Origin of the sequence: Natronococcus occultus SP4, from assembly GCF_000328685.1 — an archaeon.
Classification (GTDB): domain Archaea; phylum Halobacteriota; class Halobacteria; order Halobacteriales; family Natrialbaceae; genus Natronococcus; species Natronococcus occultus.
Map to the genome: position 1 here is coordinate 1,136,186 of NC_019974.1, position 17,655 is coordinate 1,153,840.

Here is a 17,655-nt window from a genome sequence, read left to right on the forward strand (position 1 = left end):
CACTTGCCTGCTTACAGGGTGAAAATGAGTCTTGTTCTTTAAGCTACCCTACCAACCGAGACTATCTTTGTTGATAGGGCCAGTCACCGACACCTATTAGGTGATGTCATGGGCTGGTTCATACATTCAACATGAGTCAGGTAACTCTCTCTGAACGACCCTATACAAATTCGAATCTCTTCTCCGGCCACTATCTCGATGAACGGATTTCCTATCGAGATGAATGGGACTGTGATGAAGAGGCTCTCGAAGCATTAGAGGAACTGCAGACGCTCTACAATGAGGAACAGCAGCTGGTATCGGGATATCGTGAGGATGCACTAGTCGACAATTGGATCGACAAAGTCCTCGAGGTACTTGGATTCGGGACAAACGTCGAAACTACCCTTCCTGACGGGACCGGATACGTTGATACACTTCTCTTTGAAGATACTGAGGCCCGCCGAGACGCCGCAACAGTCTATCTGGATACCGAGGACACAACCGATCTTTTCCAGGGAGGAGTAGGTCTCCTCGAAGCCAAGCAGTGGGGTGCGGATTTCAGCCAACGATTCAGTGAACAACGTCCGTATCGAAACGCTTCCCACCAAATCAAACACTACCTCGAGCGTACTCCCGAGAACATCCAATGGGGGATTCTCACGAACGGGAAGAAATGGCGACTCTACGGGACGAAAGACTACGAAACACAGACCTACTACGAGGCTGATCTCCCGGAACTCCTCGAGCACGGCAGTCTTGAGGCCTTCAAGTACTTCTATGTCTTTTTCCGACCGGAAGCCTTCCAGGGATACGGAGAAACTACGTTTCTCGATACGGTCTGGTCTGAAAGCGAGACCGTAGCGCAAGAGCTCGGAGAAGATCTCCAAGATAACGTCTTTACAGCCCTTCGAGTCCTCGGACGCGGCTTTGTCGAAACCAACGACCTCGATATTGATCCCGACGATGACGAGGAACTTGACCAGCTCAAAGAGCAGTCACTCGTCCTCTTGTATCGGCTCATGTTCGTTCTCTACGCCGAGTCCCGCGGACTAATTCATCCTGAAGGGAAAAAGGCAATCACGGACTATGAGGAGAACTTTAGTCTCGATGAACTCCGGCTCGAAATACACGACGAAATAGGCGAGGTCGACAACGACTTTGACACCTACAGTGAGTACTCGACCTCGATGTGGAGTCGCCTCGAGGACCTGTTCCGATTAATTGACGAGGGCGAGGAAGATTTGGGAATCCCACCGTACAACGGCGGGCTCTTCAACCGAGAGAAACACAAGTTCTTGTCGAACCACGAGGTCAGCAACCGTTACCTTGCTGAGGTTATCTATCGAATCTCTACGACCGAAAACGACGAAGGACGGTACGTTTTAGCCGATTATGCTGACCTGGATACCCGCCACCTTGGAAGCGTCTATGAAGGGTTACTCGAGCACCAGTTCCGGATCGCTCCTGAGGACTACGCCGCTGTCGCTGAGGACGGCGGACAGGTTTGGAAGCCCGCAACGGAGGTATCAGTTGCTGACGCCGTCGAGACAGTCGACGAAGGCGGGCTCTACGTCGTCAACGACGAGGGAGAACGAAAAGCGACGGGAGCGTACTACACTCCCGACTACGTCGTGACCTATATCGTCGAAGAGACGGTCGGCCCGCTGATTGAGGAGATCCAGAAAGACCTCGAGAATCAAGGCTTTGAGCCTGGAACTCACGAATATCTCGGAGCGTTCTACAAGCGGGTTAAAGACCTAAAGATCCTTGACCCAGCGATGGGGAGTGGACATTTCCTCACTCGAGCAACCGAGTATCTCGCTCAACAGGTCATGGAAGAGGTTCGCGAGCTCGAAGGAGCGACTGCCTTCGACGAACAGAGAGTGCGTCGTGACGTCGCCAAGGAATGTATCTACGGTGTCGATCTGAATGGGATGGCCGTCGAACTCGCCAAGCTTTCAATGTGGCTCGAGACTCTCGCCGCGGATCAACCTCTTGCGTTCCTTGACCACCATCTCAAGGCAGGGAACTCGCTGGTTGGGTCCGACATCACTGAGGTGTTGTCGAGTGATACAGAGGACAACGGTGGCCAGCTCACCCTACAGCAAGCGCTAGCCCGCGTTCGCCAGGAAACCCTCGAGCATGTTATGGATCAGATGCAGGAATTGCTCGAGATCGACAACGAAACTCTCGAGGACGTCAGGTCAATGGAGGAAATCTACGACGCGGTTCGAAGTGATCCATTCTATCAGCGCCTGTTCGACCTCACGAACGTCCATACCGCGGAACGGTTCGATATCGAGGTTCCGGAGGGGGCTTATGAACGGATGGCACAGGCGATCGACGACGAAGCTGAGTGGGCCGCGGTCCAGGAGGAAGACTGGTTCCAGACTGCGCAGGCAACGAGTACTGAGGAAGAGTTCTTCCACTGGGAACTTGAGTATCCGGAAGTATTTTTCGATGAGGATGGGGAGAAGCGTGAGGATGCCGGATTCGATGCGGTGGTCGGGAACCCACCGTACGTTACATTCCGTGATACCCCCGAAAAAGATCGTGATTACTATCGGAACGAATATCAAACCTTCGAGATGAAGGGCGATGTATACGTACTATTTACTGAGAAAGCGACCGACATTCTGAGAGAAGGCGGATACACAGCATATATTATTCAGAACAAATTCATGAGGGCAGGATATGGGTCAACGCTCCGAAAGCGAATTTCTGAAGAGGAAACATTGCTTTCAGTGATCGACTTACATGATTCTCCTGTATTCGACGTCACAGCGTATCCAATGATACTGGTGAGACAGCGCTTAGATGCAAAATCAGATCATCATGTACAGTGGAAGGATGTGCGAGTAGATACGAAATCTGAAATTGAAGCGGCGCTAGATAATGTGGAATTCCCCCGAGAGATACGTCAAGATGAACTTGGTGCTGGATTCTGGCATTCATTTGCTGGCACCAACTCATTTGATCGGGAGATAGTTGAACTAGGTGAATTGTGTAATCAAATTGGGAAAGGGGCGGTATCAGGCGATACATCAGTATATTTGGTATCAGATGAAGAAATACAGGATCACAACTTAGAAGAAGAGTTTGTAATCCGCGTCCTTCGGGGTAGTGATGTAGACCGATATGATATCAGCTCAGAAGACGAGTTATCAAACTTAATATATCCATATGAAATAAGTGAAGATGGCACGCCAGAACCAGTATCTGAGGAGAAAATACCGAATATACTATCATATCTTGGAAACCACCGAGAAAGTCTCGAAGAAAGAAAGAATTATGGAGAGCGACTGATCGATCAGGGATATGAATGGTATGAACTTACATACAAAGCACCTGGGATGCTGAACGAGAAAATCGTCTTTCCGGATATTTCTCCAGAAAACCGATTTGCGCTCGATAGAGAGGGTGAATTTGCGTGTTTAGATACAATCTATTATCTTGTCCGTAATCAGAATGATTTTGGATATCATTCACAATTCATAACTGCAGTACTCAATAGTAGTCTTCTCAATACAATCTTCGGTAACATATCCCCCCAAGTCCGCGGTGGGTATCGGCGGTACAAAACACAGTATGTTGAGAACCTTCCTATCCCCTACATTGAATTTGAACACGACTCTCAAAACGAACCTGAAATTGAAGCGTTGAAAAATAGTGTCGATGAGTACCTATATGCGGAATCTACAATACCCAGTCTCACCGACTCAGAGCCAATAGCGTTGCACGATATACTCGTCTACACTGCGGATGAAATTGAACAACTGATTAAGAAACAAAAATCATTGAACCTCTCTCTGTTAGATTACTTTGGTTCCTACAATGATGGGTACACACTGGCAGACATCGGCTTCGCCCAACCTCCAGCAGGTGCCGGCGACTCAATTCTCACCGATACCGCCGAGGACCGTGAAAATCTCCGAATTGGTGACGTGGAAATAGATCGTGAGTCACCCACATCCCTCGAAATCCGCCTCACTGCCCGCTACAAACCTGAGGACGAAGAAGACTATGAAACCGATCGCTGGGGATACACCGAAACCAAACCCTTGCCGGCACTCAATATTTCAGAACTCTCCAAAACTGAGGCCGACTTGGTCGAGGCGTTCGTCCCTGTCGCTATTAACGAAGCCGGCGGGTTCGCGAACTTCCGCGAGACGGCTACCAAGACCAACTCACTCGTGGACCGACTCCGGAAGCTCACTCTGCCCGCTATTGGCGAGGTCCAAGAAGGTCTCGAAAATTACCTTGAGACAAAAGCTCGAGCGGAAGAACTCGCGGAAAAGATTGAGAAAACAGATCAGTTAATCGATGAAATTGTCTACGAGCTATACGGCCTAACCGAGGAAGAAATCGAGATCGTAGAAGAAACCGTTGACCAATAACGACTCTTAAGGCCGACAGAACCAATCTGAGCTATGACTCGCCGCTTTGATACCGGGGATCGTGTTCGAATTGATATTCCAGACAAGGCAGATCCTGATTTTGAGCAGTACCATGACCGCCGTGGTACGGTCATTGGAACACTATCCGATGCTGCAGGAACAGAAACAGGTGACAAACGAGACAGCATTCTCTACCGAGTACAGTTCAGTGACGGCGAAAAAATGGACTTTCGTTGGCGTGATCTAAGACCGACAGAACGTTGAAATAGCAGTATTTTGCTCTTCAGAGAGACGTCACTCAAGGGACGCCGTGGTTGGCTCTCCGATGAACAGCAGAGATTTTGCAGTTGGTCACGCCCTATTTTATACTTCATATGTCTCACCGCCAGTCGTTCATACTGATCGTCACGGAAAGGGGGATTTCCGTGACACCTGATTTCCCCTGTTCGTAGGAATTAGCGGAACCCTCGTTGTAATACTAACACAGCGAGTTCTCATTCAAGCAATTCGGCAGCGTATTTTTCGTTCTCGAAGACGGGAAACAGATCACCCTGTAAAGCAAGAATCCCGTCTGCTGTGGGCTCACTGTCCCATCTGTTCCCTGTACGTACCGTTCGTCGGGTAGTCGAAGAGATATGTGAACCGTTCTCTAATACCTTCTATACGGATTTGCTTCTCGAAAGTACCGGCACTGTCGTCATCCAGGGCTTATCAACGAGATCTTTTTCAGAGCCAGGACAGCCTCCGCTACTGAACCGAAAACACGAGAGAACGGCTTCCCGTCATAGCTCTACCTTGTGGCCAGAACCACTTAAAGAACGAATGCTAAAAGGCCGATATCGTTTGTGTGAACTCAGAGTTGACCCACTCCCGATGACCGGAAAATCGGCTCCGAAATCACCACAACAAGCGGGAGCGGACACTATAGTTAGACCGGTTTTTAGTTCGAGAGCGCCGCCTCAAGCGCCGACTCGCCGCCGACGACCGGAATCCGAACCGAGCTTCGGTTGAGGTCAAGCGTGATCTCAACGCGGGTCTCTGGCGGCTGCATCATCCCCTTCCCCGGATCCGTCGAAGCTAGCATGATTCCGAGGCGAGTGCCCGCTTCGAACACGCGATCAGTCGCCTGCAGGTCGAACTCAAGATGGTACGGACGGTCTGGTGGATGCAGCGCGAACGTCTCGCTCGGCGACTTTCTGTTCTGGGGGTTCATCCAGCCGCGGTTGACGATCTCGGCGTTGCCGTCTTCGTCATACGCTACGAGCGCGGCAGAAACGTTCGCGGCGGGTTCATCGAACGACAGCGTTAGTTCGGGGAAAACAGTTCCACTGACGCGAAGATCCTCCTCGAGCGGATCGGTCAAATAACGTAGTCGGTGCTCGGATTCCTCGGCATCCGCGTGAGTCTGAAGCCCAGTTCCGGGATCGTCGACGAGCGATTCAGTGACGGGTTGGCCCGTTGGCGTCTCGAGTGAGAGTCCACCGGTGGAACGGCCACCTGGCTCGAAGGTGACGTCGACGTGCTCGGCATCGGGATCCGGCCAGTCGGCGTACTCGACCAGTTCGTCGTTCTCGCGTTCGATAACCGCCGTCGACTCGTCCATTACGCCGTTGTCGACGCCGAACAGCCAGTACGTGAACCACTGATTCATCATGTCGATCCAGGTCTCGACGTGGCGACCAAATCGGAGGAAGTCACCGTGACCTTCCTGGTGGAGCCATACCTTGTACGGTTTGTCGTGAGCCCGAAGCTCGTCGACGAGTTTGGCGGCATTACTCGTCTCAACGTTGAAGTCGTAGATGCCGTGACAGACGAGGACGCCGCAGTCGACGTTCTCGACGTCGGGGAGGTAGTTTCGTTCGTGCCACCAATCGTTGTAGTTACCGGTCGTACGGTCCTGGTTCTGTTCGACTGCGTCGCGGGCCGGATCGCAGCGTTCCCCATTCTCGCGGCTCATGATGAAGTCGAAGAGCCCGCCCATGTCCAGTGTCGAACCGACGTGGCCGTTCGCTCGGTAGTAGTCGTACCAGTTCGAGATGGCGACCATCGGGATAATGGCCTCCAGCCCGTCGACGCCGGTCGTGGCGACGCCGTTGGCGAGTGTTCCGTTGTAGGAAATTCCGAGCATCCCGGTCTTCCCGGTCGTCCACGTCGCCTCGACTGTCTCGCCACCCTCGCGCAGGTCGTAGGCATCGGCCCGACCGTTCAGCCAGTCGATAACCGCCTTGATCCCCGCAATCTCGTCGGGGCCGCCGACGTCAGGACAGCCCGTCGATTGCTCGGTCCCGATCGAGGCGGGATAGGCCCAGATGAACCCACATTGCAATAGCTCCTCTTCGAACTTCTCTGGGCCGATGTTCGGGCCCTTCCGTCCAGTAAACTCCGCGAGGTGGGAATAGTCGTCATACACTTTCCGCGAGCGCGCGTCTACACTTTCATCGAGATCCCGTCCCGGTTTGTCGGGTTCGTACAACTCCTCGTCGGACGGATAGCCGTACGCGGGCTGATCTTCGCCGTAGTACGGGCTTGGTTCCATAACGACTGGGAGCTCGAGATCCTCGCTTTCAGTCGAAGCGGGACGAGCGATTTCGACATGTACTCGATCCGGTTCGCCCGTTCCGTCCGTATCCAGCGGTGTTTCCACCCAGTAATCCTCCCTGATCACGTCGTCTTCGGCAAAAACCGGTTGGGCGAGCCCGTCCTCGAACGTCGGCTCGGTAGTACCAGTGGCTGACGCAGATGTCGCGGCACCGGTTGCGACCACGCTGGTCGCTGCAGTGTGCGTTAGAACTCGACGTCGGGTAAGTCCCTTAGTGAAGGGGTATGACCTTTTGTCTTTTCTTTGGGACATCTCATCATTAGTAGGAGCCCAGTGTGAGTTAAAAAATAACTATCTTATCTAAATTTGATGTGGGAAGTAAGATATTTAAATAATGCATGATGATTCGACCCACTCAGTGCCAGTTACGGATCCTTCTAGGATATCAAGAGTCGGTTGGATTGGAGCCCTCTTCGCTTGTAGATGGTCTCTTACTACCGTGAGAAGAGAAGACGGAGATCCTCTAAATCGAAGAGTGTCCAATCGCTGCCAAGGTCGTTTTCGAGTCCATCGACAAAACCGCTTTTTGAGAAGAGCGCAAACTGTTCATCTCGATTAGGTGATCCCCATCGAACGTTCTCGGTCTTCGACCGAAGGTCGTCTACGAGTGCGTGCCCAACTGGCTCATTGGTCCATTTGCACTCGGCAAGGAGAATCCGATCATCACCAGGAGCGAGGCCAACGATATCGATCTCGGTTTCCCCATACCACCATGGTCCAACCTCCGAGTATGGTTCGAGATTCTCCTGCCGGATCCCTTCCCAGATCGCTTCCTGACAGATATCCTCAAATGTCCGTGCAGTATGAGTCGAAAGATTCGGTTCGATCGTTCCCTCGAAAACGACTTGTGGTGCTTCTTCGATACTCGAGCGATTCGGCTCGACGAAGCGAAACCAGAATCGAAGGAACTCGTCGGCGACGTGATAGCGCGAGCGCTTCGATTTCTTCGCAGACGCCGTCACGGGGATTTTGCGGTCGATGAGCCGGAGTCGGCGGAGTGTCTGGAGATATTTCGAAAGCGGTCCCGAGTCGATTCCTGTTGCTCCGGAAATTTCATTCGGTGTTGTATGACCAAGCGCGACGGCTTCGAGGATGCTCATGTATCGAGCCGGATTCCGCAGCTCCGTTCGCAAGAGAAACTCCGGTTCGTTGTAGAGGACGGCCGTTGGCGAAAGAATCCGTGTTTGGATGTTTGTAGCGAGTGAGTCGTCGTAATCAAAGAGCGTGAGATACATCGGTGTCCCACCGGTGACCGAGTATGATCGAATTGCATCTCCGATATCGTATCCGATGGCTTCTCTGGCCTGCTGAAATGAGAACGGCTGAAGATCGAGCTGTCCCGTTCGCCGACCGTACAGTGGACTTTCGTGACCAAGCACCTCTGATTCCATCGTACTCACGCTCGAGCCACAGAGAACGAGCATCGAATCTGTGTCCTGGAGGTGTTCGTCGACAAACGACTGAAGATACGATGGGAGTGAGTCGTTTTCGTCGACCAAATAGGGGAATTCGTCGATAACCACCACGACGGTATCCGTCGCGAGCTTCTCGCCAAGGTATTCGAAGGCATCGTCCCAGCCATCGATTCGGGGGATTCGATCGTCGAAAGCATCTGCGACTTGTTCGACGAATTTCTCCCGCTGACGGTGTTCGGCCTCTTGGGCTGCGAGGAAGTATATGTGGTCGTGTCCAGAGCAGAATTCTTTGAGCAGCGCTGTTTTCCCAACTCGACGTCTGCCATATACGACAGAGAAGGCATGACCGGATGATTTGAAGGCGGTGTTTAATGCGGTGAGTTCGTCATCTCGGTCGTAGAATGTCATACGCTACATAATGATTACTGAGGTAATGACTTACCTGTTTTGCCTTTCGGAGCTGGAATTACTAAGCAAACGATCTCGAGAACTACCCTCGGTAAACAGCGAGAAAATCTTGTCCGTTAGAGTGCATCAGTTCGATGACTGAGTCGGTGCGGCGCCCGAAATTGAACGCGCTTCTTGTCGCTACTTATCATGCGTACGTTGTGAGCCAGCATATTTACCCTTTCTCGTGTGTACAGTGTGAGTCTGACCGGGATCGTGTTGTGATTTTCCGCCCGACGGTCGACAGATACACGATACGCTTCGGGGTCGCGAGTTCAGGCTTGAGCTCACCCAGGGATAGAATCGAGAAAGCAGGACGTTGATAGCAGGTCACAGACTCGAGTTGCCGAACTGTTACGTGAAAATGCCCACGTACCTTTTTCTCGTCGGGTTCGCTCGCGTGGCTCGCTCACCACTCCTCCAAAAATCTACGCTAAAAAGCCGCTCGCTCCCGATGGTCGCTCGCGGGTGCCGTACTTGAACCGCACCGCAGCGTTACCTGTTCCGCCTGTACCTAGCACACCTGTACCGATCATGAGGTTGTCTCCTTAACCAACAGCGGGCAATAGAGGGGGATTCTGTTGGTTAACTATGCGCGGTAGTAAATCAAGGGTCAAACGGAACTCGGTTGCTACAGAGTTGTGTGAGAAAGCGGCTGCCGCTCAGGTGGTGGCCTATCAAAATGACTTGGTTGTTCTCGATAGATGCTATCGTTGTGAGTGGAGCTACTACGTACAACCACGAACCAACCATCGCCTGCTCGAGTAAATAGCGCAGTAGAGGAGAGGAGCCGCTGGGATACCATTAAGCAGTTCACGTTGAATGTTGTCATATGGCATACCAACTACGGTGTGATCGGTGCACACTCGATCAGGCGTTTACGGACTGGGCCGACGCGAACCAGGCTGCAAGCACCCATGAGGCCGACAATCCAACCCACTGGGTGACCATCTTAGAGGGGCAGCCGGCGTGACTGGCAGTGCACAGATCCATTCAGCAGCCCATCCAATAGAATTTTTGTGAAAGTAGCTTCGTTGGAGCTGGTTCTATGATGCACTTCGACTAGAAGTAACGATATTCTAGGGCCGAGATCAACTCAGTTCGAACGAGGAGCTAATCGAGTGGGTACGAAAACGTATGAACGCTATCGTGAGCAATTCGTTTACTCAGGTGGTCCCTCTATACTGAAGCCATGATCTAGACTTCCATTCTGGTTACGTTGGTCCTGCCCTCGGTCCTAGCGTTTCGCTGGCGTCATGAGAACTTCCACTTGGTTCGTCACCACTGGAATCGGCGACGTTACTCGAACAAGGCGTCCGCTTGCTTCGAGGTTCGCCTTCTCGTGCTACGCAGCGTTCACCGATGCACTCCGGCCAGCGTGGGAAACGATGGCAGCAAATCTGGGAGCGTCGTCAGCGACCGCTGTTGGGCTCGCCGATAGTCGGTACCTACAATTAGCCAATCACAGTGTTGGACGGACTACGCGCCACATAATACTGGGTCGGAGGAGCAGCATTGGTGGCTGCTCAAGCCGAAACACGCGATAGAAGGCATCAGTCAAGACGCCGTCGGAATGCGCCTGTTGGATCAGGCGCGAGGTATACCGGTTGAAAATATCGGTACCGGTGGGTTTCGGGCCCGACGTCTGCGGGAATTTGAAGTCAGCGCCGACTGCGATTTTCCAGACCGAATCAATGATCTCTGCTGTCTGATTGAAAAATCGCGGTGCAAGGCGCTCAAGCCCATTCACGGCGAGCGCGTGATGCAGTACCAGTGCATCCAGCGTCGCAACGGACATGCCCTGGCCATAAATCGGATTGAAACTCGCAATGGCATCGCCAGTAACGAGTAGCCCATTCGGAAAATGAGCGAGCGCCTCAAAGCGGCGGCGAATACTCGAGGGGAACGGATAACAATGGATCTCATCGGATACCCAGCGACGGCTCGTTACGAGCTGTGCGAAGTTGGGAATCGGGAGACTCTCGGCGAACTCGATAACGCCACGTTCGTTCGTTGGCACATCATCGCCATGGATCCCCTGAAAGATGACCTCCCACTGATCGTTCTCGACGGGAATCGCAGCCCCACCGCGGGTCCGGGGCGGTGTAGGCGGCACGAATAGCGAATAGCGAGCGCTCGGTTGGCGTTCGACACGAATCGTGCCGTACGTCACGTCGACAGTGACCTTGTCAACCTCCGGTGCCGTGTACCCGTTTGCGTTCAGCCAAGCTGGCGTGCGGCTCGTCCGTCCGGTTGCATCGACGACGAGATCGGCGGAAAGTGACGTTTCGGTCCCGTTTGCGGTCCGAAAGATAATCCCAGTAACCGCATCGTCCGTCACGATATAATCGAGAAACTGGCATCTGCCGCGCTGTTGTACGTTGACGAAGGTAGCGATCTGTTGCCGAACGGCATGCTCAAAGAGGGCTCGTGTGGCACAATACATCGGAAGGCGCGCCGGCCCATCGGCGAGGAAATCCCCGCGCGCGTAGTACTGCATATCTGTCGCTGCGTCGATCATCAGTCCCCCGGCGGACAGCAGGTGTTCACCGAACCCAGGAAAGAAGTCCTCTAGCGTCGCTCGTCCCGCTTCCAGCATGACGTGTGGATGGGCGCTCTGTGGGACGCCGTCCCGTGACTCGGGTTCCTCCGGCAGCGGATCCCGCTCGAGCACGACGACTTCATCGAACCCGTCAGCTAAGACGCGTGCTGCACAGAGCCCGGCCATACTTCCGCCGAGCACTACGGCTCGATCACCAATCGTGGTGATACGATCGGAGCTGTATCGTTCTATATTTTGTAATGTCATTCTATTCGATCACATTGCTACCGTTGATCGTCTACGTCTTCTTCAACGATAGTGATGTCCTCAAAGTAGTCGTCCAGGACTTCGGTACGTTCCATCGCAAGTGGCGGCGAACAGTAGTCCTCCTCGATCCAGACTGCCTCACCGCTCGCTGGATCGAACCGCGCATCCTCCAATGCTCGTGTCATAGCACGTCCGAACGGATCCATCGCTTCGATCTCTCCAGTATCGAGCCGTTCGCGTAATTCGACGAGTCGATCCACCTTCGGGCGAGCACGCACAAGCCGATATGCCATATCCAGCAGTACGCATCGCTCGGTAATCAAGTCCTGGCCGCTGTCGCCTGCTATTCGGACTCCGCTGGTTTCGAACCGTTATGTAACCGGTAGTACGTACGGACGATCAGTGACTGTCAAGCTGTCCATCCTCAACCGCTTCAAGCACGTCATCCCCGGTTTCTGTCGCCATATAGTACATCCGGTCCGCTGATCGACCCTCGCCATCAACCGGCCCACTATCGCACTGCGCGACAAGTCCTACACGTCGAAGTACCCGGCAAAGGTGCCTGACGTACTCGAACTCCGTCCCCCACTCTGCAGCAATCGCACGCGGAGAGTCCGGACCAGTGTGGGCAAGTCGCTGGACGATCGTTCGTCCATTCGGCAGGTGGCGTAAGACGTTCACCTTTCCCTCCCACTCAGAAAGGAATCGCAGAAGGTGATCTCCCTTCCGTGATAACCGGTAGTAGGTGTGGTGCTGGCGAACCTCGTCAGCTAGCTTCGCCTTGACTCGACGTTGCTTGACGGTTCCAGATTCGACGCGTTCAAGCAACCCTGATTCCTCCATTTCCTTACACAGCGTTCTAATCTGGTTCCGTTCTGCATCAAGGTGTCCGGCAATCGACTTCGGGTAATTCCCCTCGACAGCATCGAGGTGATAGCAGATCAGATATGCAACCGGGTCTGTCGGAAGTGGATCCAACTGATCAGCGATTTGTTGTCGTCGTTCACGTTCAGCTTCGAGTTCAGCAACTTGGTCATACCGCGTTTGAGCGTTCTCCGCTGGATTCACGTGGAGATCAAGCATGACGTCGATCTCCTCACCATGCGGCGTTTCGAGTGTCATCTCGATTTCTCCCGTCTCCCAGTGTTTCCCCTCCTCGTTGCGTGCCCGTTCCAACGTCTGCTCAACCTTCTGGTAGCGAGTCATAATTGTGTCCGCCTCCAGTTTGAGCTGCTCAATCTCCGATTGGGAGACCATCGTTGCTTGTCTACTTACTACCGCGCTGGTTGTTTGAACCCACCTGTTTGAGCACAACGTTCCCAATTAGTCCTCACTCGTTCTGGAAGTCCAGGTACCTTTCTAATATCTCTGGGTTCAATACTCTCCGAGCAGACTTTTCACCGGTTAATCAAAGAGCTGCCTACTAAAGGGATCTATTGGATAGCCAGGTTGTGATTTGCTCCCTCTATCTTCAGCGTCAAGGGATGCTACAGAACGGATCTCACAGCTACTATGTGGTGCTCGGGCTCGTAGAGCGTGCGAACTAAACAATGATCGCAGTGATAGCTAATTCTGACTCCTTGAAATCTCGTTCAGAAAGCACCTCACCGGATCACTTATCCCCTTGACCCCGCTGATTGCCCTATGGGAAGTGGGTCATCAGAAGCGGAAATATTGCTGATAGAAGACAACCCGAGTGATGTTCTCCTCATCAAAGAAGCCTTTCTCAGACGGCAACATCGCTAACACACTCAACACAGTTACTGACGGTCAAGCAGCACTCGATTTCATTAACCAACAGGGAGAATACGAGGACGCACCAGACACGATGAGTATAGTCAAATAGAAATGGCGTCCAGTACTGATTCCTCGACAGCGGTCGACGAAGAAGTTCGCCGGCTGTACGAGCGATATCAGTCGGCCGAAAGTGACGAAGAACGCCATGAAATAGCTCTTGAAATGGGGAAGCTTGACGGACGCCGTCATGCCGATATTTATGCGGCCCTTGAAGACGAGTAACCCCAACTTCGACTACATTCCGTATTTCTAACACCGGGATAGAACACACATGTCGGGATGGTTTCGACCCCTTAGCCTGGAGCAAATCACAGACTCATTCTCGTAGAAGGGATCCGCGAACATATCGATAAACGCCTGCTCATTCGCTCCCGCGACCAGAAAGGTACGTAGTCCGTGAATGCGGCTACTCGTCGCAGAACATCCCTACATCAAATTCAGTTTCCCATTGCGGGCGTTCTGGCCCCGGCATCTCATCAGCATGATCTCGCAGTTCGGGCATCGTCGTCCAGGGGTGGCACTGGGTCATTGCCTCAAACCGTTTAAAGAAGCTCAGATGGACCCAGCTATATTCGGCGGGTGGCTCATCAATGTTGTTTTGACGCTCTTTAATGAGATCGGTGAGTTCTCGCTCGTTGATGTCGATGCCTTCCTCTTGTGCGACTGTCAGCAGTGATGCGATTTCCTCTTTCTTCTTCTCGGCAACGCTGTGCTCATTATCAAGATGATCGAAGTCAGCGTAGTACACCGCCAGAGCAGCCTGAATGACGTCTTCTCGTGTCTCCAGACTATCGCGGGTGAGGCCAGTATAGTCGCGCGGGAACACGAATGTCTTATTCACGAAGAGTGCTCTGACAACCCCGAGTTCCGGGCTCTCACCACCGCTTTCCTTCTCGTAGACACCAGCGATGTAATCTGCTGCCTCACCGAGGAGGTTGATCTTGATGTCGAATTCGGGGACTACTGCAGTGTCCAGGTTGATCGTATCCCCGAGAACGATCGATTCGGCGTTCGTTGGCATGTTGAGGCAGTTAGCGAACTCTCGAAGGCGTTGCCCGTACGCGCCGCGGTAGCTTCCAAGAACCAGGTAGCTACTATTGGCTTGCTCGAACCGGGGAAGCTCTTCGTTCATATAGCGGACGACTTCGTGGTAGTCCCCCTGCGGTGGGGAGCTAATTCCTTTAAAAATACGGTTGACAGCCCGGTAGATGGCGTATGAATTGCGTGGAACGCGTGGGCCGCTCATACTACTGTCTACAGAAGTGTTCGTCTTAAGCGTTCATATTCGAGTTGGGAAAGTTCCATCATTCCCAACTTGCCCGTCCCGAACAGTTACGTGAGTGGAGACGAAATAGACACGTATGAGTAATAGTGTGGGGGGCGCAGGAAATCCGGTCGGCGGCGAAGCAGACCCATTTGGCGGTGACGATGTTATGCCGATCGAGAAACAGCGACGGGCACACCAATTCCTCACGCAGGAAACCCGCTACCACATCATCCAAGCCGTGCTTGGGCATCCAACGTACCTGGCGACACTCGACGAGCTCGAATACCTCGTGCCCAAGAATCGCTCCACTATCCGGGAGCATCTTGACCGGCTCGCAGAGAAGCAGGTGATGGTGAAGTACAAATACCGTGGAGATGAGACCGAGCGTAACGAACCACGGGAATTCTGGGGGTTCACCAGTTACGGGATCACCCTCTTAGAGGAGTACAGCTACCTCCGCTACGTCCCGGTTCTGCGTGCCCTACAGGAAAATCTCTATCTGACCGAAAAAATCGAACGGCATCAGAATGCACCGCGACCAGAACTGCCAGAAGATGTCAGTGAAGCCCTCAAAATCCCTGAAGTAGACGACGAAACAGAGGCCATTATCGATGACACGCTCGCTGTCCGGGAGCGCGGTGGTGACCGGCTCTTCGATGCTCCCCCTATTGAACCGGATGAAGACGTTGAAACCGAACCCGGTGCAGACCGACCTCTCGACGAACTCTTCTGATCTTCTGGCTGCTCGTCGTCTACGACCTGCAACGTGAGACAGCGTTACTCGAGGAACAAGCCGAGAGTAAGATCAAGATCCTGCAGGCCGCTGAACTCGAGAACCAATTAGCACAGGTCCTCGAGCGAAAATTGTGATTCGATGGCCGCCTTGGGAAGGGTGAACATCCTCCCCGACCTTAAGGGGTGGGACCTCCCCCAAACCGCCTGTGAAGACGCTAGAAGTATACTACGAGGATCCGTGACCGAGGATGCTATGGACATCCTCGAAGGCAAATCAGGGGAATCTAGCAATAACAGTGGGAATATTTTTGCCCGTTCCCGCGGTAGTAGAGGATACGATGAGCAAAACGGCAGAGGCTGACGATCGAGGACGAATCGTTATTCCTCACGAAATCAGGGAGAAACACGGTGATCGATATCGCGTCGTCGAACTCAAAGATCGGATTGAGCTCATCCCGCTCAAAGAAGATCCCATCGAAGGCCTTCGCGATGCTGTCGGTGATGCCTTCGATGAGAAATCGATCGAAGAAATCAAACAAGAGTCACGCGAGGCTGCTCAAGAAGACGCCATCAACGAAGCGAGTAAGTAACAGCCAAATGATCTATGCTGACACCGACTTCTTTATTGCGCTCGTGAAAGACGACGATTGGCTCCAGGAGCGCGCAGCGACAATTGCACTCGAAAACGAAGGAGAGATCTATACCTCGCGGGCGACGCTCCTTGAACTTCTCATGATCTCTGATCGATTCGAATTCGATCGAATGGAAGCGCTCACCTACGCACTCGAAATTGCATCCATTGCCGAAGATGAAGACGTTCTGTTCCAAGCCGCAGACTACATGGAACAAAATGGACTCACTGCGTTTGATGCATATCACGTCGCCTACGCAGATGAGGATCCGATCATTTCCTCAGACAAGGCATTCGACGATGTCACGGGTAATCGAATTGCAATAGAAACAGAGTGTGATACGTAGGAGAATCCCGGAAGAACGGGATCAGTGACGCTACAGACGTCAGTTATGGTGGTTTGGGCTGTTATAATAGCATCAGTAGCTTTTCGACCGTGATCACGAGTATCTAACAGTCGAAGTTAAGAAGAACAATGAGGATACGATCCGACGCGTGATCAAGGAGACACTCGAGTACCTTGCCTTCCTGCGGTGTAACGACGGGTTCGTCTTCAGGAACGAGGACGATGAAGAGTACTTTGGCGATGGCTGGAACGGCTTACTCGTCGTGCAGGATTTGCCCGAGGAAACGGCTTCTCTGGAAGAGCAGGCCGAGAGCGAGATCAAGATCTTGCAGGCCGCCGAACTCGAGGAGCAGCTAGCACAGGTCCTCAAACGGAAATTATGAGTCCGAACTCAGTGACGCATTGAACAGAGCAGCAACACTCACCACAATCTACTTTGCTCTGTGGATAGTCTCGCTATCCACGGATAACAGTAGTATCCATCAGTCTGTCTGGCTCTGTTGAAACCTTCTAATAGTGATACAAACAGTCTGCTGGCACTGTCTAGTTGAGCACCTCGTCGGCAGGCGTCCGTCCATCAATCGATTGATTCGATCTCTGATGGTTGCAGTAATGCACGAATTCCTCAATCCATTCGCGTGCGCTCGCCCGACTGCCCACCCAGGAGTTATGAAAACGGTCGACTCGCATTTTGAAGGTATGAAACCACTTTTCGATGAGGTTTCGGTCAGTGTAGTTCACCCGACCGTTCAGCCCTAATCGAGCAAGGGCAGTCCGATAGCCGAATTGATCGACGAGAATACAGCCTCGAAGAGATCGTGTTTCTCACGAAGTCCATGCAGAAACGCAGCCGCCGGATCGGTGCCATGCCGACCAAATAACGCGACATCGAGGATTAACTTTGACTCAGTGTCTATTGCAGCGTACATCCAAGACCACTCGCCGTTAATCTTGACACCGGTCTCGTCAACCGCGACCCGCTTCGGCTTCGCCTCAGGCGGGTCGCATTCGCTGTCAGCCAGCCGATGTACCCAGTTCCAGACCGCTCCATGAGACCGCTCAACGCCTAATTCAGCGAGAATCGTTGTTGTCTCTCGAAGCGAACAACCGGTCTGATGGAGGTGGACGGCGAACGTCCTGACAGGCGTCGCCGTCCGCTCGTTCTCCCAAGATTCTTCGAAATCCGTGTCGTCGCTCTCGCTGAGCAGGTCTGCGAGCATTTGATCCAAC

The 17,655-nt window shown here is 52.9% G+C and carries 12 protein-coding genes and 2 pseudogenes; 7 read left to right on the forward strand and 7 right to left on the reverse strand.

What is annotated here, in order from left to right; genetic code table 11:
• Positions 1-131: 131 nt before the first annotated feature.
• Together NATOC_RS05685 and NATOC_RS05690 are read left to right on the forward strand one after the other, a co-directional pair.
• The gene (locus NATOC_RS05685) at positions 132-4,379 is read left to right on the forward strand and encodes an Eco57I restriction-modification methylase domain-containing protein (protein WP_015320474.1); all 4,248 of its coding nucleotides are present in this window, start codon (positions 132-134) and stop codon (positions 4,377-4,379) included.
• 33 nt (positions 4,380-4,412) lie between these two features.
• Positions 4,413-4,643 (forward strand): hypothetical protein, encoded by a 231-nt coding sequence (locus NATOC_RS05690; RefSeq protein WP_083866563.1) that lies wholly within the window; start codon positions 4,413-4,415, stop codon positions 4,641-4,643.
• 676 nt (positions 4,644-5,319) lie between these two features.
• Here the strand turns inward: NATOC_RS05690 and NATOC_RS05695 are convergent.
• Together NATOC_RS05695 and NATOC_RS05700 are read right to left on the reverse strand one after the other, a co-directional pair.
• Entirely contained in the window at positions 5,320-7,143 is a 1,824-nt protein-coding gene (locus tag NATOC_RS05695; protein ID WP_245549688.1) for a Xaa-Pro dipeptidyl-peptidase, read from the reverse strand.
• A 269-nt stretch (positions 7,144-7,412) separates the two neighbouring features.
• The gene (locus NATOC_RS05700) at positions 7,413-8,801 is read right to left on the reverse strand and encodes an ATP-binding protein (protein ID WP_015320476.1); all 1,389 of its coding nucleotides are present in this window, start codon (positions 8,799-8,801) and stop codon (positions 7,413-7,415) included.
• An 871-nt stretch (positions 8,802-9,672) separates the two neighbouring features.
• Between NATOC_RS05700 and NATOC_RS22240 the strand changes: the two genes are divergently transcribed.
• The gene (locus tag NATOC_RS22240; RefSeq protein WP_015320477.1) at positions 9,673-9,813 is read left to right on the forward strand and encodes a hypothetical protein; all 141 of its coding nucleotides are present in this window, start codon (positions 9,673-9,675) and stop codon (positions 9,811-9,813) included.
• Positions 9,814-10,302: 489 nt separating this feature from the next.
• On the opposite strand, the gene NATOC_RS05705 is transcribed toward NATOC_RS22240, so the two are convergent.
• From NATOC_RS05705 to NATOC_RS05720, 4 genes are all read right to left on the reverse strand, one after another.
• Positions 10,303-11,649: an FAD-dependent oxidoreductase gene (locus NATOC_RS05705; protein WP_015320478.1), complete on the reverse strand. Its 1,347-nt coding sequence runs from the start codon at positions 11,647-11,649 to the stop codon at positions 10,303-10,305.
• Positions 11,650-11,666: 17 nt separating this feature from the next.
• Entirely contained in the window at positions 11,667-11,909 is a 243-nt protein-coding gene (locus tag NATOC_RS05710) for a hypothetical protein (protein WP_245549690.1), read from the reverse strand.
• Between the two features lie 139 nt (positions 11,910-12,048).
• A complete protein-coding gene (locus NATOC_RS05715; RefSeq protein WP_015320480.1) occupies positions 12,049-12,906 on the reverse strand; it encodes a DUF2250 domain-containing protein in 858 nt (285 codons plus the stop codon).
• Positions 12,907-13,852: 946 nt separating this feature from the next.
• Positions 13,853-14,692 (reverse strand): hypothetical protein, encoded by an 840-nt coding sequence (locus tag NATOC_RS05720; RefSeq protein WP_015320482.1) that lies wholly within the window; start codon positions 14,690-14,692, stop codon positions 13,853-13,855.
• A 115-nt stretch (positions 14,693-14,807) separates the two neighbouring features.
• Between NATOC_RS05720 and NATOC_RS05725 the strand changes: the two genes are divergently transcribed.
• From NATOC_RS05725 to NATOC_RS05740, 4 genes and pseudogenes are all read left to right on the forward strand, one after another.
• Entirely contained in the window at positions 14,808-15,446 is a 639-nt protein-coding gene (locus NATOC_RS05725; protein ID WP_015320483.1) for a hypothetical protein, read from the forward strand.
• A 340-nt stretch (positions 15,447-15,786) separates the two neighbouring features.
• On the forward strand, positions 15,787-16,038 hold the full coding sequence (locus tag NATOC_RS20940) for an AbrB/MazE/SpoVT family DNA-binding domain-containing protein (protein WP_015320484.1): 252 nt from the start codon (positions 15,787-15,789) through the stop codon (positions 16,036-16,038).
• Between the two features lie 7 nt (positions 16,039-16,045).
• Positions 16,046-16,426, forward strand: coding sequence for a type II toxin-antitoxin system VapC family toxin (locus NATOC_RS05735; protein WP_015320485.1), 381 nt, complete (start codon positions 16,046-16,048; stop codon positions 16,424-16,426).
• 85 nt (positions 16,427-16,511) lie between these two features.
• A pseudogene (locus tag NATOC_RS05740) lies at positions 16,512-16,808 on the forward strand (hypothetical protein); the annotation flags it as partial.
• Between the two features lie 160 nt (positions 16,809-16,968).
• Here NATOC_RS05740 and NATOC_RS05745 read toward each other — a convergent pair.
• Positions 16,969-17,645: pseudogene (locus tag NATOC_RS05745) on the reverse strand (IS6 family transposase).
• Positions 17,646-17,655 lie beyond the last annotated feature (10 nt).